At 47.0% G+C, this 20,780-nt stretch carries 20 protein-coding genes and 1 tRNA gene; 4 read left to right on the top strand and 17 right to left on the bottom strand.

Annotated elements, in window-relative coordinates; genetic code table 11:
- Positions 1-29: 29 nt before the first annotated feature.
- Entirely contained in the window at positions 30-989 is a 960-nt protein-coding gene (locus tag ACEN86_RS07935; protein ID WP_495633752.1) for a 3'-5' exoribonuclease YhaM family protein, read from the bottom strand.
- 51 nt (positions 990-1,040) lie between these two features.
- Complete coding sequence (locus ACEN86_RS07930) at positions 1,041-1,511, bottom strand: general stress protein (RefSeq protein WP_495633751.1); 471 nt, start codon at positions 1,509-1,511, stop codon at positions 1,041-1,043.
- Between the two features lie 189 nt (positions 1,512-1,700).
- Here ACEN86_RS07930 and ACEN86_RS07925 point away from each other — a divergent pair, with 189 nt between their 5' ends.
- Positions 1,701-2,018 carry a hypothetical protein gene (locus tag ACEN86_RS07925; RefSeq protein WP_495633750.1) on the top strand — a complete coding sequence of 106 codons (318 nt, stop codon included), beginning with the start codon at positions 1,701-1,703 and terminating at the stop codon, positions 2,016-2,018.
- Between the two features lie 65 nt (positions 2,019-2,083).
- Here the strand turns inward: ACEN86_RS07925 and ACEN86_RS07920 are convergent, their stop codons facing one another.
- The 3 genes from ACEN86_RS07920 to ACEN86_RS07910 form a co-directional block, all read right to left on the bottom strand.
- Entirely contained in the window at positions 2,084-2,668 is a 585-nt protein-coding gene (locus ACEN86_RS07920) for an LOG family protein (RefSeq protein ID WP_495633749.1), read from the bottom strand.
- Positions 2,669-2,858: 190 nt separating this feature from the next.
- Positions 2,859-4,676, bottom strand: a complete 1,818-nt coding sequence (locus ACEN86_RS07915; protein WP_495633748.1) for an APC family permease — start codon at positions 4,674-4,676, stop codon at positions 2,859-2,861.
- Positions 4,677-4,862: 186 nt separating this feature from the next.
- Entirely contained in the window at positions 4,863-5,885 is a 1,023-nt protein-coding gene (locus tag ACEN86_RS07910) for a LacI family DNA-binding transcriptional regulator (protein ID WP_495633747.1), read from the bottom strand.
- Positions 5,886-5,993: 108 nt separating this feature from the next.
- On the opposite strand from ACEN86_RS07910, the gene ACEN86_RS07905 reads away from it, so the two are divergent.
- Positions 5,994-6,908, top strand: coding sequence for an ROK family protein (locus tag ACEN86_RS07905; RefSeq protein WP_495633746.1), 915 nt, complete (start codon positions 5,994-5,996; stop codon positions 6,906-6,908).
- Positions 6,909-6,948: 40 nt separating this feature from the next.
- Positions 6,949-7,893 carry a mannose-6-phosphate isomerase, class I gene (gene manA, locus ACEN86_RS07900; protein WP_495633745.1) on the top strand — a complete coding sequence of 315 codons (945 nt, stop codon included), beginning with the start codon at positions 6,949-6,951 and terminating at the stop codon, positions 7,891-7,893.
- A 137-nt stretch (positions 7,894-8,030) separates the two neighbouring features.
- Here the strand turns inward: manA and ACEN86_RS07895 are convergent, their stop codons facing one another.
- The 8 genes from ACEN86_RS07895 to ACEN86_RS07860 form a co-directional block, all read right to left on the bottom strand.
- Positions 8,031-8,549, bottom strand: coding sequence for a DinB family protein (locus tag ACEN86_RS07895; protein ID WP_495633744.1), 519 nt, complete (start codon positions 8,547-8,549; stop codon positions 8,031-8,033).
- 21 nt (positions 8,550-8,570) lie between these two features.
- Positions 8,571-8,783, bottom strand: coding sequence for a DUF3006 domain-containing protein (locus tag ACEN86_RS07890; protein WP_495633743.1), 213 nt, complete (start codon positions 8,781-8,783; stop codon positions 8,571-8,573).
- Positions 8,784-8,790: 7 nt separating this feature from the next.
- Positions 8,791-9,687, bottom strand: a complete 897-nt coding sequence (locus ACEN86_RS07885) for a ComEC/Rec2 family competence protein (protein WP_495633742.1) — start codon at positions 9,685-9,687, stop codon at positions 8,791-8,793.
- A gap of 218 nt (positions 9,688-9,905) precedes the next feature.
- The gene (locus ACEN86_RS07880) at positions 9,906-10,373 is read right to left on the bottom strand and encodes a hypothetical protein (protein ID WP_495633741.1); all 468 of its coding nucleotides are present in this window, start codon (positions 10,371-10,373) and stop codon (positions 9,906-9,908) included.
- A 100-nt stretch (positions 10,374-10,473) separates the two neighbouring features.
- Positions 10,474-11,136, bottom strand: a complete 663-nt coding sequence (locus ACEN86_RS07875; protein ID WP_495633740.1) for a uracil-DNA glycosylase — start codon at positions 11,134-11,136, stop codon at positions 10,474-10,476.
- A gap of 416 nt (positions 11,137-11,552) precedes the next feature.
- Positions 11,553-16,562: a carbohydrate binding domain-containing protein gene (locus ACEN86_RS07870; RefSeq protein ID WP_495633739.1), complete on the bottom strand. Its 5,010-nt coding sequence runs from the start codon at positions 16,560-16,562 to the stop codon at positions 11,553-11,555.
- Between the two features lie 214 nt (positions 16,563-16,776).
- A complete protein-coding gene (locus ACEN86_RS07865; protein WP_495633738.1) occupies positions 16,777-17,499 on the bottom strand; it encodes a response regulator transcription factor in 723 nt (240 codons plus the stop codon).
- A 398-nt stretch (positions 17,500-17,897) separates the two neighbouring features.
- Positions 17,898-17,983 (bottom strand) — tRNA-Leu (locus ACEN86_RS07860).
- Positions 17,984-18,163: 180 nt separating this feature from the next.
- Between ACEN86_RS07860 and ACEN86_RS07855 the strand changes: the two genes are divergently transcribed.
- The gene (locus ACEN86_RS07855; RefSeq protein ID WP_495633737.1) at positions 18,164-18,952 is read left to right on the top strand and encodes a polysaccharide deacetylase family protein; all 789 of its coding nucleotides are present in this window, start codon (positions 18,164-18,166) and stop codon (positions 18,950-18,952) included.
- 48 nt (positions 18,953-19,000) lie between these two features.
- On the opposite strand, the gene ACEN86_RS07850 is transcribed toward ACEN86_RS07855, so the two are convergent.
- From ACEN86_RS07850 to ACEN86_RS07835, 4 genes are all read right to left on the bottom strand, one after another.
- Positions 19,001-19,075 carry a YjcZ family sporulation protein gene (locus ACEN86_RS07850; RefSeq protein ID WP_495634250.1) on the bottom strand — a complete coding sequence of 25 codons (75 nt, stop codon included), beginning with the start codon at positions 19,073-19,075 and terminating at the stop codon, positions 19,001-19,003.
- Between the two features lie 319 nt (positions 19,076-19,394).
- Complete coding sequence (locus tag ACEN86_RS07845) at positions 19,395-19,670, bottom strand: holin (protein WP_495633736.1); 276 nt, start codon at positions 19,668-19,670, stop codon at positions 19,395-19,397.
- A complete protein-coding gene (locus ACEN86_RS07840; protein ID WP_495633735.1) occupies positions 19,671-20,357 on the bottom strand; it encodes a M15 family metallopeptidase in 687 nt (228 codons plus the stop codon).
- An 8-nt stretch (positions 20,358-20,365) separates the two neighbouring features.
- Complete coding sequence (locus ACEN86_RS07835; RefSeq protein WP_495633734.1) at positions 20,366-20,761, bottom strand: hypothetical protein; 396 nt, start codon at positions 20,759-20,761, stop codon at positions 20,366-20,368.
- Between the last annotated feature and the right edge of the window lie 19 nt (positions 20,762-20,780).

The following is a 20,780-nucleotide window of genomic DNA, read 5'->3' as shown; positions in this document are numbered from 1 at the left end:
AGGGCTCTTCTTCTTGCAGCTATATTTATTTAGGATTGCTTACGCCGATATAACGGCTTATTCTCAAGCGCCCGTACAGGCGGTGTCCAGCCTCCTGGATCCGCCATTGTATCCAAGGCGTCCTCAGCGGCCTGCATCTTGGCATCCAGCTGATCTATTAGGTGTAATGCCAGCGCTTCCGGCAGCTGCGGCTGAACCGGGCTTCCCCACTCTCCAAGGTTATGATGAGAGAGAATCAAGTGCTGCAGCATAACGATTTTCTCAGAAGTAAGATCCATTCCCCTGCGCAGGGCAGCTTCAGTAATCCAGTTCACCGCCAATGAGATATGTCCAATCAGCTTACCGGTAAAGCTGTATTCAGAGACAATACCAAGCTCAGCGGTTAATTCTTCTGTCTTGGCGATATCATGAAGAATGATGCCTGCGACGAGCAGATCCCGATTCAGGAAAGGTCTTTGCACAACCAGGAACTCTGCAAGCTCAAGCATACGTACAACATGATACGCTAGGCCCGCATAGAAATTGTGATGCATTCCCTTGGCGGCAGGATAATGAAGGAGCTTATCTCCTACCTTCTGGATGCATTCATCTACAATCCAGCGATAGTCCTCATCTTGAATGCTCGCTGCTGCTGTGGTAATGGCATATACCAGATCATTCGGGGCGACAGGCGCCGACCTGATGAAATCGGTGATGTGATGACCGTCATCCGCAGAAGCGGGACGAATCTGGGAAATCTTGAACTGCAGCTTATCCCGGTAAGTGTGAACGAGACCTTTTACTTTTACGAGCATGGGTGCAAAGAAGGTCTCTTTGTCTGTATGTGTAGCATCCCAGAACTTTGCCGAAATTTCCCCCGATGGATCCGCGAGAATCAGATCAAGATAATCTTTGGGAGCCGCTCCATTCGTCTGCTTGACCCCGACAGACTTCAGTAAATAAAAACCTATGATTTCTTCCCCATCAACAAATGCCTTAACTTGTTTCATCTGACAACTCCTATAACGATTAAATAGTAGACTTATTTAAATCTACCATTTCTATTCAATTCCTACCACATGATGCTGTGTGAAAATATTAGCAACCCGGTCCGCCTCTTCCGGCTTACATTCCACCATAACCAGGATATGACCTTGAAGTAGGTGCTCTTCAAACTTTCTCGCATCCTCGCGGGGAATCCCCACTCCTACCAACGCAACAATAAAGTCGTCTGTACCCTTGCCGACCTTGGTCCCCGCCATTTTCCTGGCTGCTGAACCCGTTGCAATAAGCTCTACCGCCTCTTCTTCAATCTGGGCTGTTACATTTTTGAGCATCCCAAATACGCTCTTTCCCCCATTGCCCGCCTTGGGATCTCCAATATCCGTATTCTCGGTAATCTTATTCATATGTGTGATCTTGCGCGACAGCACAGATACCTTGTCTTCATCAAATTTCGCTTTCTTAAGCTCATCGATAACGATCGATGTATCCTGAGTTGTCTCAAATACACCAAGAATTAGCTTTGCCATGGTTGATACCTCCCCGGTTACTTATTGACTATTACCCACCGGATATTTAACACCAAACAGGGATTCGCAGGATGAAGGTTGGAGAGCTCCTCAAAACATTGCAGAAGCTTAAAGAAATGCGGAACCTTATCGGAGCCTGATGTATATACTGAACCATGACAAACGCCCACTTAAGGAGGTCATTTAACAATGGCATACGGATTACAGCAAGACAATCAAGTAGTCTACCAGGCTAACCCGACTATGGTTCAGCAGCTCAAAGGGGTTAAAGATCAAATTCGGCATATTTGTTCCATTCATTTGAATCGTCCCGTGAAAGTAGTTACGATTGACGGTCATACTTATGAAGGAATTATCGTAAGCGCCGACGACCGTTTCTTGTATCTGAGTGTTGCAGGCCAGGAAGATCAACGTTTCCTTGGAGCCCCGGGCGGCTTCTATTATTATAACAACGTAATCCTGCCTCTGGTTCTTTTCGAACTGCTTGTCATCACTCTCATGTTGTAGTTGTTACATGACAGCAAGCCCCGCCGGGTGAGAAAGATCAATCGGCGGGGCTTGCTGTGCAGGTTCTATTCAACGACTAATTGCTTCCACTTGTTACCCAGCTCCTGCGGCTGATACTGCATCATCTGAGTGATCAGCTGCTGCGGATCCTCCGAGACGGTAATCAGGCTCAGATGCGACTCATTTGAGAAACCTTCCTGAACGCTGTGTCTAATCAGTTCAATAAGAGGATCATAGTAACCATTAATATTGAGCAGGCCGATCGGCTTCTTATGAATCCCGATTTGCGCCCAGCATAATACCTCGAACAGCTCTTCAAATGTACCTAGACCGCCCGGAAGGGCGATGAAGCCATCGGCGATTTCTCCCATTTTGGCCTTACGTTCATGCATGCTCTCAACCTCTATAAGCTCCGTCAATTCCCGGTGGACAATCTCCCCGCGAAATAACCCTTTAGGCATCACTCCGATTACATGGCCGCCGCGATGCAGCACCTCATTAGCGACTTCCCCCATCAGTCCCAATTTGGAACCTCCATATACAAGACGGATACCCTGATCTGAGAGGGTACTTCCCAGCTGAATTGCCTGGGCCCGGTATTCAGGCTTCACGCCTGGATTGGAACCTGCAAATACACATACGGTATTCATCTTACAAGATCACTCCTTATTCCTGTTAACTCATGAGGATTACTTACCCTTTAGTTCATTCCACATAACTATTGTACTATACAGTGTTTTAATTGTATTAAAAGCAGACGAAATTATACATCGCGGGTCTCCTCTATGCCAAAAAAAGCACCCGCGGCGGGTGCTTTCTTCATAACAGGAACAGCTCAGATTAACGATCCATATGGTAAGGTACCGTTGCGACTACGACATCTTTTCGATTAATCAGATAGGCACGAATCATGAGACTTGACTGATTGTGGAGCAGATTCTGCCACCAATGCTTGGTGATGAACTGAGGGATAAGGATAGTGATATGATCACTTTCTGCCTTTTTCCACTCCACCGTATCGATAAATTTACGCAGAGGACCGAGGATACTCCGGTAACGGGATTTCAAAATAATCAGCCGTACCCCAGGATTCCACTCGTTCCATCTCTGTTCAATCTTGCGGACTGACTCATCATCAAATCCTACATATACAGCGACCACATTATCTGAAAGAGTCTTGGCATAACTAACTGTATTCAGCACGACACGGGTAACTCCGGCTACCGGTATGATGACCGTATTACCCTTCGCGATTGGCTTCTCATTGAAGAGATCGATACGCAGCTGGTCGGCCGTATTGGAGTAGTGCTGCTGAATTCTCATGAACATGTAGACAACAAGCGGCAGAAAGATGAAGATGACCCAGATCTGACTGAACTTAGTGAATATGAAGATGAGCGTGATCGAAAGGGTAGTAAGCATCCCCACTGTATTGATAAAAAGCTTCAGTATCCAGCCTGACGGCTTCAGCTTGATCCAGCGGATCATCATCCCGAGCTGTGACAAGGTAAAGGGTATGAACACGCCGACCGCGTACAGAGGAATCAGGTTCTCCGTATTCCCTTGGAAGACCATAACCAGCACGGCCGACAGGATACTGAGGAAAATGATTCCGTTCGAGAAGCCGAGCCGGTCTCCCCGCACCATGAAGGCGTGGGGCATGAATTTATCTTTTGCCAGCATAAAGGCAAGCAGCGGAAAAGCAGAATAAGCTGTATTCGCCGCCAAAATCAGGATCACTGCGGTCACGCCCTGAATAATAAAATACAGTGTCCCCCTGCCGAAGGTACTCTCAGCAATCTGGGAGACAACAGTCTCCTCTGCGGCAGGCTTAATGCCGTACCAATAAGCCAGCAGGCTTATTCCAATAAACATTCCCGCGAGAAGTATACCCATCATCATAAGCGTTGCCGCCGCATTCTTATCCGATGGCTGACGGAAGTTAGGAATGGCGTTGGACATGGCCTCGACCCCGGTTAAGGCGGAACATCCGGAGCTGAAGGCTTTTAGTAGAAGGAACAAGCTCACATTGGAGATCGTCTTGCCAAATTCGGGAGCCGCCGCATGAGCCCCGCCAGTGAAATAATTGATAACTCCGCAAATGATTAGGACATAGATAGCTACTACGAAGAGGTAGATCGGAACCGCCAATATGGATGCGGACTCCGTCACTCCTCTCAAATTCATAATGGTAAGGATTAGAATCATGAACACGGCAATCAGAACCCGGTGATCATGAAGTACCGGAAAGGCCGAAGTTATCGCATCGGTCCCCGCCGAAGCACTAACCGCAACAGTCAATATATAGTCAACTAATAGAGAACCCCCAGCCAGTAGGCTTGGAGATAATCCCAGGTTGTCTTTCGCAACAATGTAAGCACCGCCGCCGCCAGGATAAGCGAATATGGTCTGTCGATAAGAGACAATGAGGATCGTCAGCAGGCCCAGTACGGCAATAGAAATGGGGATGGAATACCAGAGAGCGGCGAAACCGGCTGCCATCAAGACGATCAGTATTTGCTCCGTACCATATGCTACCGAGGATAAGGCATCAGAAGACAGGATGGCCAAGGCCTTCAACTTGCTGAGCTTCTCGCCTTCAATCTCAGTAGATTTCATGGGTCTGCCGATCAGCAGACGTTTTAATTTTCCAGGCATATTCAACTTCCTTTACGTGGTTTCAATAGGTATCTGCAAAGACACAACCCGTATTGTATATCGTTCCACAAAATTAATCCAGTATATAGATTACGTTTTGTGATATTTTTTACCCGAGTGTTCTGCCTGGTAAGCAGATAGACTAAATATCCCCTTTCACTAGAAAAGGGGATCTATCAAGTAAGCTTATTGCCCTGTAGTAGAACTTCGTTCTACAAGCTCGGGATATATACTCCAGCGCACCGCTTCCCTCGAGGGTTGGTGCTGGGAGATCAGCATTTCAACCGCGGCATTGCACATGCCCATCTTGTTCACCCGCATGGTAGTTAGCGGAGGGGCTGAGGCGGCAGACATATTCAAGTCGTCAAACCCCATGATGGATATATCTGCCGGAACCCGAATCCCGCGCTCCTGCAGCACCTCACTAAGAAGCAGGGCAATCCGGTCATTCCCGCAAAAGAAGGCCGTTGGCATTTGGTCCATACGACCCAGTAATTCCGATATTTCCTGCCGGGTAGAGTGATAACCACTTGAGTAAGTTAGGCACCACTTCTCTTCGACCCGGATTCCGCTTTGCTGCATTGCCCGCCAGAACCCATACCAGCGCTCCTCATGGCTTGTCGTCAGATTCACGGGTCCAATGAACCCGATCCGATGATGTCCTCTTCCTATTAAATACTCTGCAGCTTGATAAGCCCCTTCCATATTAGCCGAAGTCACTGCCGGGCAGGGTAAATCCCGGTAATAGGAATCCAGCATCACAAGCGGGACGTCCAGCTTCCAGATCATTTCGGCATAAGCCTTCTCCATAATCCCGAACAGAAGGATACCCGCATAGTTAATATCATCAAATTGTCCAGGGAGTATAAGATTCTGCTCCATCGCCAGATCAACTCTTACAATAATAGCGTTATAACCGCTCTTGCGGATGGCGGATTCAAGCCCCCAGATCATATCGTGGTAAAAATGAAAATGGTCGTTGTCATCATAGCTTGTGATTCGATCAGGGACAACAACGAGCAGATTCGGGTGCTCCACCTGCTTTTTCCCATAGGGGCCGTACCCCAGCTCTTTGGCCGTCTGAATAATCCGGCTCTTCATATCCTCACTAACTCCCTTTTTGTCCATTAGAGCCAGGGAGACTGCATTCTTCGATATTTGGAGCCTGTCGGCGATATCCTGCATAGACACTTTTTTGACGCGGGCCATAACTTGCAATCCCCCTTAGTTGTGGTACACTGACTTTAATAATACTTTACAATACTAATTTATGTCAAGTGTTGTCAAGTTAAATTGATCTTTCAGGAGGTACTTAATGTGAAGTATGCTATCGGGATCGATATCGGGGGAACCAAGACAGCGATCGGCATCATCTCCGCGGATGGTGATGTGATTCAGAAATCCTCGATTCCCACGGATCCAACTGTAACTCCTTATATCATGGTGGACCGGATCGCGGAGACCGTTCTTACATTGGTCCATAACAGCGGAATCGCGGGCCAGGATATTGCCGGTGTCGGCATAGGAGCGCCTGGGCCGCTGGATACTCGCAGCGGACAGATTACCTGTCCTCCCAACCTGCCAGCCTGGCGAGACTTTCCGCTGATTCATGAATTGAAGCGTCATCTTCCCTATCCGATCAAGCTGGAGAATGATGCTACTGCCGCGACACTGGCCGAGAAGTGGCTGGGCGCCGCCAAAGATGAACAGCATTTCGTATTCGTCACCATCAGCACTGGAATTGGCGCCGGGATTTATATGCACGGCAAGCTGATCACAGGTGCCAGCGGCAACGCTGGCGATGTGGGACATTTCGTCATTGATCCTGCTGCCGGGCTGTGTGTATGCGGACAGCGGGGATGCTGGGAGTATGTTGCCTCCGGCACCGCCATTGCTAGACAGGCGAGCGAGCTGCTTGGGCGCAGCGTGACATCTAAGGAAGCTTTCGAGCTAGCAGCCAACGGTCATCCTGCCGTGAAAGAATTGGTCGATAAGGTGTTCTATTATATTGGCATCGGGTGTGTCACATTGATCAATACTCTGGATCCGGAGAAAATAGTGATCGGCGGCGGTGTTTCCCAAGTCGGCGAACCGCTATTTAAGGCCGTGCAGGACTACGTTGGAAAGTATGCTCTTAATCCTTCCGGCCGGAAGACCCCCATCGTGCCTGCCGCCCTGCAGCAGGACGCTGGACTAATTGGCGCAGCTGCACTTGTCCATATGTCATACTAGTTCACAACCATTTCAATCACGTGGAAGGAGAATTATAATTATGAGTCAACCTATTTTTCTGGAACCGGTATTCAAAGAACGTATCTGGGGCGGCACCAAGCTGAAGGACCTGTTCGGTTACGAAATTCCTTCAAATGAGACCGGCGAATGCTGGGCTATCTCCGCACACCCGAATGGGCAGAGCGTTGTGAAGAATGGTCCTTTTCAAGGCATGGCGCTTGGCGAGTTATGGGCTAGCCATCAAGAGCTGTTCCGCTCCAGCTCCAAGGTATTCCCGCTGCTTACCAAAATCCTGGATGCTTCAGATGACCTCTCTGTACAGGTTCATCCTGACGATACCTACGCGGGAGAACACGAGAATGGCGAGCTTGGGAAGACTGAATGCTGGTATATTGTAGATGCGGAACCGGGTGCCGAGATCATCTACGGGCATGGTGCACAGAGCAAGGAGGAGCTGGCTAGCTGGATCCATGAAGGGAAATGGGATCAGCTTCTGTCCAAAGTTACCGTCAAAGCAGGCGATTTCTTCTACGTCCCAAGTGGAACACTGCATGCCCTGGGCAAAGGCATTGTTGTGCTGGAGACACAGCAAAGCTCAGATACCACTTACCGTGTGTATGATTACGACCGTAGAGATGCAGAAGGCAATACACGTGAGCTCCACCTTGAAAAGGCCATTCAAGTAACTACAGTCCCTCAGGTATACAAAGAAGAGACTTACCGTACAGAAGTACAAGAGCATGCGGAGATTACGACTTTTGTGGCAAATGACTTCTTCACTGTTCAAAAGTGGTCCGTTACCGGCCAGACGCATTTTGACTCAAGCTCCAAATATACCCTAGTCAGCATCATTGCCGGAGAAGGCGAACTTCAATGCGGCGGCGATGTGTATCCGCTTCGTAAAGGTGAGCACTTTATCCTCCCTGTCGATTTCGGAGCGTATGAGATTACTGGTAATCTGGAAGCTATCGCTTCGTGGGAATAAGCCATCTTTAGGTGATAACCCTCAAATTTTAGATAGACAAAAGAAGCCTGCACTGATCAAGCTACGCTTGTTCGGTGCAGGCTTCTTTAATGCTATAACCAGATTTTATTATGTAAATCGATCGCCACTAAGATTTGTTATTGAAGATAGCGTTCACGAATAAGCTTCACATGGTGAGCCGCATGTCCTGCAAGGATGTAAATAACTGCGCGAGCAGTAATTTCAGCTCCGTTTGCCGTTCCTGTGCGCTTCCATGCTTCATCGTTAAGCTGTTTGGCTAATACCAAAGTAGCTGTGCGGATGGCGGAGAATTCAGCCACAAGGTCACTCACCGAAAGCCGCTCTGACCCAGCATAAGTAACATAGTCGGATTCGTTAAATCCAGCCAGAGGTGTCTTGTCTCCCCTAGCAATCCGAAGCAACCGATAGCTCATAATACGCTCTGTATCATTGATATGGCCTAACACTTCCTTAATACTCCACTTGCCTTCTGCGTAGCGATAGTTGGCCTTCTCTTCTGTCAGGGACTGGAGAAGCTCACTAAATTCATTGATTTGAGAATCCAGGAGAGCCAGAATGTCTCCTTCGGGGAGTCCTTGAATATAGCTCTCATAATAGGGTGAATATTCACCTGTTGATGGCCGCTGTATTGACATAGCTACAATCCTCCTTAACCTCTAATCTTCCCACACATCTTTCATCAGTGACTTGATTTCTTGGATACGCTTCTCTGTCTCTTTCCGGTTCGTGATCCATCGCTTGCCGTCCCAATCGACAACATCACAGGTCTTAACAGAGGGATCCACCTGGTTCAGAGGAACATTTGTCGTATGTCCGTCTACTTCGATAATGCAGTAACCCTCTTCAAATCCTTCGACAATTCCTTTCATAACCAGCTCACCTTTCTGCTCTGATCTGAAAATGCTGCCCATCCGTCAGAAATTCCACCGTTCCCTGGGTATCGTTGCGGTAGACCTTCACACCCTGCTTCTGCAGACGCTTTAGAATCGTCTGAGTCGGATGACCGTACTTGTTCCCTTTGCCGGACTGGATCACAGCATATTGTGGATTCACCTTCTTGAGGAACGCTGTGCTCGTAGAGGACTTGGAGCCATGGTGACCCACCAAAAGCACATCTGAACGCAGATTTGCACCTGAGGCCAGCATGTCTTTCTCGCTCTCCGCTTCAGCATCTCCTGTTAAGAGGAAAGAACGCTTGCCATAAGTTACTTTAACTACAGCACTGTTATTATTGGTATCTTCGTAGCGGGACAACGGAGCTATCATGTTCACTTGTACGCCGCTATCCAGGTTCAGCGTAAGTCCCGCCTTGGCCGTAGTAACCTTCAGTCCCTTGCGCTGAATCGAACGAAGCACGGATTCAAATGTCTTCGTATTCGAGCTTACTTTGGGCATATAGATCTTACCGATGCTGAGCTGGTCAATTACCTTATCCAGTCCGCCAATATGATCGGCGTCAGGATGAGTACCGATGACAATATCCAGTCTAGTGACTCCATACCTCTTCAGCGTATCCAGCATCACCTGTTCCTGATCGTTATTCCCGGCGTCAATAAGCAGGGTCTTTCCTGTAGGGGTGATAATTAACTGGGAAGCCCCCTGTCCTACGTCAATAAAAATTACCTGCAGCTTGCCTTTCCCGTCAACCGGACTGCCAGGCGACTGATCCTTGGTACTCCCCGAGAATGAGCAGCCGGCAAGTATAGACAAGCAGAGAATCAAGGCCGCATATCGATAGATACGCTGTTTCATAAATGGAATAAGTCTTATCATTGATGTTATCCTTTACACCGAGAACATTTGTTCCAATTATATTCCATTTCATCTTCTTATTCAATGTATTCTCTGCTTATATTTCATATTCTAAATATAACCTCATATTCCGATGAAAACAATAGGATTTAACCAAAAAATATATGCACCACCTCAGTCATGGGGTAGTACATATTTTATACAATCCAGGATACTGCGAAAGTTATCGTCAAACCTTCTCAGCCGCGAATGGATCTTACTACAAAAGTATGACTCAGCTTGGAATACTTCTCCCCGGTGATTAGCATCACCTCGTGTTCATTATGATACTGGATAGCTGTTTGGTAGTGCAGAAGCTGATTGTCTCTCCACACGGCAACCGGGGACTTAAAATAAACAGCATTATCGAACTGCACCCGGTTCTTCATGATATACCCGACCGAGTGAGGGCCTGCCTTCACGGTTCGGGTCTTCATTACTTTTCTGGCAAATCTCTTGCCTCTGCTGCCAGGCTGAATTTTGATGATATCTTCAATCGGTACCGCGATTGACCGGGGACCCAATAGCAGCTTGTTCGCGGCCCGGTCCCAGCCTTCAATCGTTCCCGTGTATATGTCATCCTGGTCCTGACAGTATACGATCACTTCCTGTCCGATCCAATCCTCATAACGCATGGCCCGTTCTCCTTCTCCAGTAACTTGTGACATCTGATGCACCCATGAGTCTGATTAGCTTGCTTACATTTACAGGGTCTTAATTCTTTTCCATATCCAAAGACTAATTCCTGCAAAATAAGACTCAGTTAATCTATTCAAGCTCCCACTTTATTGCTGGTCTATTCTGCTTCTCGAGAAAATCATTGGTTCTGGAGAACGGTCTGCTTCCAAAGAAACCTCGTCTGGCCGCAAGGGGACTGGGATGAGCCGACATGATGACTTCATGGCGGGATCGGTCCACCATAGCTCCCTTCTTCTGTGCAGGAGCGCCCCAAAGGATGAATACAAGCGGCTCTGTTCGCTGATTCAGCGCCTCCACAATAGCTGAAGTGAACAGCTCCCAGCCTTTTCCGTGATGAGAGCCCGCTTGTCCTTCCCTAACAGTAAGCACATTGTTTAACAGCAGCACGCCCTGCTCAGCCCATGGGGTAAGAGTTCCCGTCCCGGGAATGGGGACTTCTAGGTCACTTGCCATTTCCTTATATATATTTCTAAGTGAAGGCGGAATTTTAACACCGGGCAACACGGAAAAGCTCAGTCCGTGAGCTTGTCCTGGCCCGTGATAGGGGTCCTGTCCCAGAATAACCACCTTTGTGTCCGAATAAGGGGTCAGCTTCAAGGCCTGGAACAAGAACTCCCTGGGCGGATACACGGTATACTCCTTATATTCTTCATCCAGCCAACGCATCAAATCAACGAAATATGGCTTATTGATCTCGTTCTTTAGAATATCGTCCCAATCGTTACCAAACATCACAGTCTCCTCCTAACTGCTTCTCTACTTGCAAATTACCCATATCCGCAGTTCCGACAACGCGGAAAACAGCAGAAGGCCGCCTCTGTAGGAACAGAGACGGCCTTGTCTAGTGAGCCTATGTATTTCGGATACCCTAAAAGTCGACAAGGCAATTTAAGCATGTGCTTTGAAGTCGAGCCTCCAGATCAGCTTAAGTTTTCAATGTCCAATATCTCTATTCTTTTATTTTACAGTTTAACATTATTTATGTCACAACGAAAAGCTCATACAGAATGAAATAACGAAGCGCAAATGATTGCTATTTTTTTGTTAGTCATTAACGCTGATATAATAGAAAGAGGTCAGCCAGAAAACTGGCCGACCTCTTTGCGTTGTTGCAGGGAATATGCAATTTCAACAACAGCCGTATGCGATTATTTGCCGATACGTGCGAATGGAACAGTCAATAAATCGATGTCGCTCCACTCTTTAGGGGAGTTGGACTCTGAGACCCCTGGCGTATCGGAAGTCGCTGGATCATTAGGAAGGGTATCCATTGGTGAGAATTCGCCTTGGGATAGCATTACACCAATACCTTCATGCTCAATATCCGGATTTCCAAGTGCGCTGAGTGGAATTTTCGCTTCATAGAATGTATCACGATTTGGATCATGTCCAAGCGCCATGAAGTTTACAAGTTTGCTTGCATCTTTAACATCATCAGCATCTTTCACACCCCACAGCGTCGTATATCCTTTGCCTTTAGCAAATTTAACGGTAATACCAGCTGCTGCGCCTGTCTTATAGTTCACTCCAGCATCGTCAACAGGGAACAAACCGTTAACTGCTCTTGAAATGTAACCGGAGTGGAACATATTTGAAGCGATATTAAATTGATAATCAGGAAGATCCTGACCGCCCCAGAGCGGCTTATTTCCATTCTTCTTCCACATATCATTTGTTGCCCCAGCACCACGAATCGTGTCAAAAGCAATGGTCTGCGGCATATCCATTGAACGGATCGGTGTTCCGCCAGCAGAACCAGCATTAGCAGGGTCAACGATGTCTGTAACATCTACATACTGCCAAGCCAGGTACAGGTAATCACTGTCCCATGCTGCCCACAAATGACTAAGATCCATTGGCGTTTCATGCATAGACCAGTTGCTGCCAAGTGTACGCGGATCATCACCGGCCATGTCGATGGCAATCAGCATGTCATCTGTCCATTCACCACTGTTGGCTCCATCAATGGTGATTGGAGTGGATACGCGTTTCCCAAATGAAGGGTTAGTGGAATATGGCTTGTCTCCACCAGGAATGACGATAACATCTTTCAATGTCACCACTGTAAGCTCAGCGCTTGCTGATGAGAAGTTATTTGCAGCATCATAAGCTTTTACAGTGTAGGTATATGATGTTTCTGCAGTCAGACCTGTGTCCTTGAAAGTTGTAGTTGTTGAAGTTCCAACCTTTACTGCACCACGATAGATGTCGTAACCCTTCACCGCAACATTATCTGACGAAGCTGTCCAGGTCAGGCTTACCGTTGAACTTGTCTTACCGTTCGATACAAGTCCGGCTGGAATACTTGGTGCCTCTGTATCGACTCCAGTTCCGGCTAAAGTTTCAACGGTTACTTCATTGCTGGCAGGAGAAAAGTTGCCGGCAGCATCGTAAGCTCTGACAGTGTACTTGTACGATGTTGCTTCAGTTAATCCAGTATCGGTAAAGCTTGGAGTGGCTGAAGTACCCACTTTAGCTCCATTACGATAGATTTCATAACCCGTAACTTTAACATTGTCTGTCGAAGCCGTCCACCCAAGGGCAACACTGTTAGCAGTTGCTGTACCCGTTACATTGGTTGGCGCCGAAGGTGCGATGGTATCACCCGTACTCGGTACTTCGATGGTTACTTCATTGCTGTTAGCGGAAAAATTATTTGCAGCATCACGAGCGCGGACTAGGTACTTGTAAGTCGTACCTTCCTTTACGGTGCTGTCGATAAATGTTGATGTTTTCACCGTAAATGTCTCCGTGTTTGTACCACTCTTACGAGTAATTTGATAATCTGCTACGCCAATATTGTCAGTAGAGGCACCCCAAGTCAACGTGATTGTCTTAGGAGTTCCACTGCTGAGATTGCCAGCAAGGTTAGCTGGAATTGAAGGAGCAATCGTATCTACTCCCACCGGCTTCTCCCCAAGCTTCACTTGTCCTGCGGCATTATTGATACCAGGAATGTAAATATTGTCGCCAGTGTTGAAGAAGTAGTTCTTCTGACCGTTACTATCCCAGACATTGCTTCCGTTGTTGAAGCAAGCCTCCAGACGGCTTGCGGTTCCAATATCAATAGTTATTTTTTTGTAGCCCGGATTCAGCGAATCATTCTCCATCTTCACGCCTGGAACGGACGTCCAAGTGCCACCCTCGGGGCGATAATGAATATTAACATTCGTCCAACCCTCTTTGTAGTAGACGGTAACCTTATTGCCTGGCTTTGGACCTTCCGGTTTACCTGCAGTCACTTTACCTGAGTCATAGGTATTGTCGCCTTTGTTGAAGAAATAGTTCTTCTGATTGTTGCTGTCCCATTGACCGCTCCCATTATTGAACGCTACCTCTGCTCGTGTTGCCGTTGAGGTGCCCAAATCAATTGTATACACAGCATATCCTGGAATTTCAGAATCTGCCATTTTCATGCCAGGAACGACTGTCCATGTTCCACCTTCAGCGCGGTAGTGGATGTATGGAGTTGCGTATCCTTTCTTGTAGTAAACCGTAACAGTGTTGTCTGTGCCTTGTTCAGTCGGGTTAGTCTTAACGCTGATCTCGTTACTTGGATCGGATGTTCCGCCGGATTGGCTTCTGGCAATAACTTTGTAGGTATACGTTGTTTCAGCAGTCAAGCCTGTATCCTTATAAGTTGCTGTTGTAGATGATCCTACCTTCACATTGTTGCGGTATACATCGTATCCGGCAATTCCGGAGCTGTCAGTAGATGCATTCCAAGTCAATGTTACGGTCTTGTCTGTCTTCGCTGATGAAGCCAGGTTTGCTGGAGCCGTAGGTTTAGTTATGATACGTGGATCTGTATCGGACCATGTGCTTCCGTCATACCAGCCTGTTGCTGTTCTGGTGAAGCCAGCCTGGTTCTGGGCAGGCAATTGTTTGCCTGTGTTGTCTTTAAAGATAATCGTAGCTTGTTCAGCCTTGTCGAAGCTGTAGACATACCAGTCTCCGCCAGCGCTTGTCATTGCTGGGGCAGTAGCCCAGGTTGGGTCGTTGTCCTTAGGTGCTGTACCGTAGAAATAGATGGAAGGTGTTCCCCATCCAGCCGGTTTCTTGAAGTACACTTCCAGCTTGGCATTAGGATCACCCTTCGTAAAGTCGTAAGCCGCAGAACCTTCGCCATTTTCATTAGTTGCGTACATCTTCAGTGTCTTCGTGTCATTAATGGCCATGCCTGAGCCAATTGTGATTGTTGTTCCATTAGTAAATGCAGTTCCGTTAATCGGATCACTGCCATCCAGCGTGTACTTTCCGCTGTCCGCATTCTTGATCGAAAGGGTTACTGTGGTAGTTTCAGTCTTGAATTTACCGCCTGCTGGTGAGGCAGTCAGAACCGGGAATTTTTTGTTTACACCAACATTTTCAACTAAAATAACTCCATTGACTCCAGCGGTAAATTTGGCTTTGCCTCCGCTTACAACTACTTCATTCTTCGTGTAAGCATCGCGTACAGTAGTACCATCCGGGAATACGCCGGATACATTCACATCTACAGTTCCGGAAGCTCCTGTAGCCACAACTACTTTATCTAGAACGTCATCCTTCTCATAAATGCGTGAGAACGTATACGGGCTATCCGCAAGCTTCTTATGAGTTCCAGCACCTACTGCAATGTGGTTGTTTCTGAATTGTCCAAGCTTCTGCCAATGTGACAGAACATTTTGGTTAATGCTGCTCCAATTCATATCTGAGCGTGCGCCTTGGTCAGGGTCTGACCCGGTAGGCCCGAACGGTCTTGCCGTTTCATCTCCGTAGAAGGTTTGCACCGCGCCAGGAAGCAGCAGCAAAGCTGTACCTGCATCAACCAAGCCAGCACGGTTGTAAAGATTTCTATCGTGGGACGAGATGTAGCTAAGCATATTATAGTTGGGCAGATCGTTATTAAACTCACTTGCGTAGCGTGAGAAAAGTGCTTCCAAATCGCTCTTATTCGCACTTTGGAACGAGAAGTTGATTAAGGAATCAAATCCATTGTCGAAGTATGTGCCGTCTCTGCCGAGACCTTTATCATACACTTCACCTGTCATCCAGAAGTTATCTGTCCAATTTGCACCCGGTTTCGTAGGGTTGTTCTGTCTCCACTTCGTCAGCGCACTGCTTGCGCTTGTCTTGAGTTCCTTCCATCTGTCTGCCTGAACATGCTTCGCAGTATCAACACGGAAGCCATCAATACCGAATTCCTCGACCCATGAAGACAGCCATTTGATCATGTAATCCTTAGGAGCGACGTTCAGGTCTTGGCGGTATTGCTTGGCTGCCGGAACGATCCAGTTGTCGTAACCGCTTGTTTCTTTGTTGAACTTCGTCTTCAATATCGGTGGAAGACCAGTAGGAGTAGTGGACTCCGTCTTGATATCAGGCAGGAACCCTACGCAGAGGGTCTGATCGCTGCCGCCGCATTGATCGTAACCCGCAATATTGTTGGCACGAATCCAGCTGCTACCCCACCAGGAAGCCCATGCACTGGAATTACTCGTGTTCATAATGTTATTGTGCGTGTGCCAGTTCTGGCCTTGGTTCTTATCTGGAGTCCAGTTGCCAGCGAGTCCGCCGCGATCTCCGTACCCGTATTCCGCCATGTCCACAAGTGTTGGATAAGCGACATGGTTCATAACCACGTCAAAGACAACGCGGATTCCCTTGCTGTGAGCGAGATCAACGAACTCGCGCATTTCATCAATAGTACCAATGCTTTTGTCCATTTCAGTGAAATCAAGACCATAGTAGCCATGGTAGCCATAGTGAGCAAAGTCACCATCTTTACCGCCTACCCAGCCGTGCATTTGTTCCCAAGGAGCTGTAATCCAAATTGCATTTGTACCCAGATCTGTGAAGTAGCCTTCTTCCAGTTTCTTAGTCAAGCCTTTAATATCTCCGCCATGGAATGTACCCACATTCGAGCCCCAGGCATCTGCCTTAGGTCTGCCATAAGCGCCGTCATTGCCGGTATTACCGTTATTGAAACGGTCTGTCATGACGAAGTAAACGTTTGCATTATCCCAGCTAAATGGGCTAGCTACTTGCAGCTGTCCGCCGTTGCCGTCCGGGGTTACTGTGGCCGCTGTTGCTTGGCCCGCTGGTACTGCAGCACTCAATAGCATTGAGCAGAACAGCATCATGCACAGTAAAACTTTGAAACTTTTTTTTACCATTAATTTTTTCTCCTCCTCTAACCTTTGGTATGAAACGAGAAAACGTGATCCGTATACCAGCAAGTGATAATCTACTTAAAAAGCTGGATTCATGATGAGTGCAATCGTTTTCATCTAAAATCAAGTTTACCAACTTATGTTAAAATCTAGTTAAAGTTATGAAATAAGTTTTTAAGAAAAGTTATAGATTAGTTTAGTAAGCAGTGCTCCACAACTAAGTATCCCTAGACTCCATCATTAGTGAGACCGATCCATTAAATTTATAGCCGGCACCTCTAACCGTATGAATATATAGCGGATCGCTTGGGTTTTTCTCGATCTTTTGCCGCAAATTATAAATATGGACCATGACTGTTCGAATGTCCCCGTGCTTAATTTCTTTCCAAATCAGATCATATAAGGTTTCGGTGTGGAATACGCGATTTGGGTTCTTTGCCAGAACAACAAGGAGTCGAAATTCTTTAGAAGATAAAGAGACTTCCTTGCCATGGGCTATTACTGAGTGGGTAGTAGGATCGATATGCAGGCCTGGATAGAGTATCAAATGACGTTGGTTAACAGGGAAGGCTCGTCTATACCTGCGGAGGTGTGCTCGGATTCGGGCGAGCAATACTTCAAAGCTTGAAGATTTGGCAATAAACTCATCTGCTCCCCGGTTCAGGGCTTCAATCCTGAGATCATCTTCGGTATGATGACTTATAAATAGGATTGGTTTATCGCTGACATGGCGCAAGTCCGTGCATAAGTTCAAGCTGCTCTCTCCTGGCATTGACAAGTCAAGAATTATTAAATCAGGATCTTGAGAATGAATGAGGCTGACCAAGGCTTGTCCGCTATGAGCATATCCAACTGCCTCATACCCATGTTTGAGAAAGTATTGAATCAATAACTTGCGAGTTTCAGTATCATTATCAATGATTATGATTTTTTCCCGCATTCATTTTCTCCCTTCGCTATATTTTGAAAGCGTTTTCCAAAGATGTTAAAGAGATAGCCCACCACATCTCCGTAGAGGTCGTTTGTTGGCCTTCTCTGTAAAATCAAAAGCTTGAAGTTAAAGTTAATCTCAACCTTTTGTAGATATTAACATTACAAAGTGAACTTTAGAGCGTGTATAAAGTCCTGTTATTTTCATACATATTTATCATTTAAAATAAAGAAAATAGCTATGTGCTGCATTCTAGGGAATTTTGTATGATGGAAGGAGATGTATTATGACTTTAATAAATCTAAACATAATAAAAACTCCTCTCCAGAACTTGTAATTAGACAAGCACTGAAAGGAGCTTTATTCAAGGGCTGCGGTCGTAAAGACCTGCCCTTATCAATCAAGGATGCCGAGGACCGGGATCGAACCGGTACGGTAGTCACCTACCGCAGGATTTTAAGTCCTGTGCGTCTGCCAATTCCGCCACCCCGGCGTATTTACGCCAATTAGTGCTGATAAAAATATTACTTTATTAGCGACGAAATAGATCATACCATGCTGCTTGCTAATATGTCAACACTAGCCATAACGCCAGCTTTTCAGGTAGAAATGTATGAACTGCCCCATTCCTCACATAATAAATGAATCTTGTTCACTTATTAAGGAGGCAACCATGTATAAATGGCGGACAATAGCCCTGTCGCTAGTCCTTAGCACCAGTGCGATCTCAGGTACTGACAGCTCAGCGGCGGCTCAGGGAGCACCGATGGGACGGGATTACTTTGAACCCCGCGGGGAAATTGTATGGGAGGTTCCTACCAAGGACAAGGTGGTTGCTCTTACTTTTGACGATGGGCCAGACCCCAAGCAGACTCCTGTCATTCTCGATCTTCTCGAGCAATATCAAGCGAAGGCCACCTTCTTCGTAATTGGTAACCGGGCTGTCCAGCATCCGGGGCTTCTTAAAGAGGTGATCCAAAAAGGACACGAAATTGGAAATCACACGTATTCACACACGTATTTCAACGCGAGAAATTCAACCCAATTATTCGATAAAGAAGTCACCCGAGCTGAAGAATCAATATATAATGCTACAGGGAAGCATTCCGTCTTATTCCGCCCGCCAGGCGGTTTTTACAATAAAAGCATTGTTACTTCCAGTCATGATAAAGGCTATCAGGTTGTGCTCTGGTCTTGGCATCAAGATACACGGGACTGGGCGAGACCCGGCGTGAACCGGATTGTGAGCAAGGTGCTGGGCAATCTCCGCAGCGGCGACATTATTCTAATGCATGACCATGTAGAAGGAAGCTCACAGACTGCTCTGGCTCTAAAAACAATTCTCCCCGAGATTCAAAAACGCGGGTATCGCTGCGTTACTGTTAGTGAGCTGATGAAGCATCAGAAGCATGTACAGCCTGTGAAAGATGGCCATGACCAAGGTAAGAAGACGGGACTTTAAATAAGGCGCGGGCCCGGGAGGCCCGCTTGTTCCTTACTGAGAGAATGCTCAGATCCACAAACCGCGAGTGATGATAACCAGAAGAATGAACAGGACAAGAATATAACCTGTAGAAGCCCAGATTCCTGCGGCAGGGGCTGGAGTGTGACACGCAGACTGTACATGTACGGGCGGACAATGATGATAAGGAGCTCCATGCATATGCATAGGCTCATGTTCGTAACCTTGCATTGGAGATGTGTAGACCGGGCTTTGCATAGGTGCACCGTATCCCATACCCATTTTGTGGTTCTCTGACATTCCTAAGGCACTATTGTTCATTAAATAATTCCTCCTTGATAGTTGACTTACCCTACCATATGCCCGCTGGTGCCCGTGTGGCTGGGTGTACGCCCTCGCAGAGGAAAATAATTGATGATAAAAAGAAGGACAAGCCCTGATGTTAATCCTCTAGATTCCCCAGTCGATTCTTTCCGAGTTCGAATAATCCCGTCGCACTGAGTCCAGCTAATCCTCCTGCCCAAAGACGCAGGGTCAGATTAAGGTCTGTGAATGGGGCTGCTACTGCTCCAATAACAAGCCCGATCCCCAGGCCGATCACCGGCAGCAAACTCTTTTTCACATTTATCGTTGTCTTAACCAGCTGCACCCCAGCCAATACAAAAATGGCCAACACCGAAGCGAAGGCCAGAACTACTGTGAGATTTGCATTATCCATTTATTGTTTATCCTCCGCTCTAGTATTGAGTAACCCGCCGCGATAGAGAACCGTTAATACCCTATAAAAATCCTCACTTCCACCCTTAGGGGTGTCAATTAATCCGGCTTCATATGCGGATTTCACAGCCTTCTCAGCCCATTTAGGTATTTCCATTGTGTGCAGCTTCTCGAGCTTTGTGAGACGGTCGGCCTGGGCATTTACTGTGTCCTTAAGTGCATCAAATTCCTTCTTTTCTGCTGCTGTCATTCGTTCATCATCTCCCTTAAAATTGTTAATTACGGGCATGAATTCAAGCCTCTTATCTGTTCCATAGCCTTTGTACGGATACTCCAAATGCGGCTTGTCCCAACTGCCTTTCCAGTCCCCTCCCCACTTGAATCCAAGTCGTTTGGCTTCGATAATGGCCCTTTGAATGTCTGCCCGGTTATAGGCGTTGTAGTCAGCCCCACCAGCTGCAGACACAGGTACAAAGTCAAGAGCTTGGCCTACCAAATGCCAACTCTTCAGGGTATGACTCGTTCCGTTCTTTACATACTCAGCCTGCTTCTCCTTCGTCCGGATCGTCTCAGTAATTAGGATATCTATGTTGTTATCCAAGCAAAACTGATACCATCTATAAGCTGCCATGCGGGTATTTGGGGACAGGTTATCCAGATTGGTCCGGTTCCGTATGTCATATCGCATGGTTACACCTACTTTCCAAGGAACATATTTGCTACCATTACCCCTACGGTAATTCCAATTACGTACTTAAGCAGATCGAGCCACATTTTGCGCTCGGCGCTGCTGTCTTTGCCTGCCTGTTGAAGCAGGGTGAAAATCTTACTTTCCAATGAATCGAACTTGGCCATAATAGCGCTGAATTGGATTTCCATTTTTATCGTGGATTCTTTGATCTGGTTGATACTCTCATCATGACGATGATCATTCTCTTCCAGGAGCTTGATTTTGGTTGCCGTGCTGATGCTCTCGGCTGCTAGTCGGGTAAACTCATTGGACAATGCTGCAAGCCCCTTCTCGACCCCTTCGAGCCTTTGGATAACTACATCCTTTGTCCCTCCCTCTTTATTTACTTTCTCGTCGGTCATAAATTAGCCTCCCTCTGTG

The organism is Paenibacillus sp. Paensp111, assembly GCF_059492195.1.
This window is presented reverse-complemented; position numbering and strand designations above follow the sequence as displayed.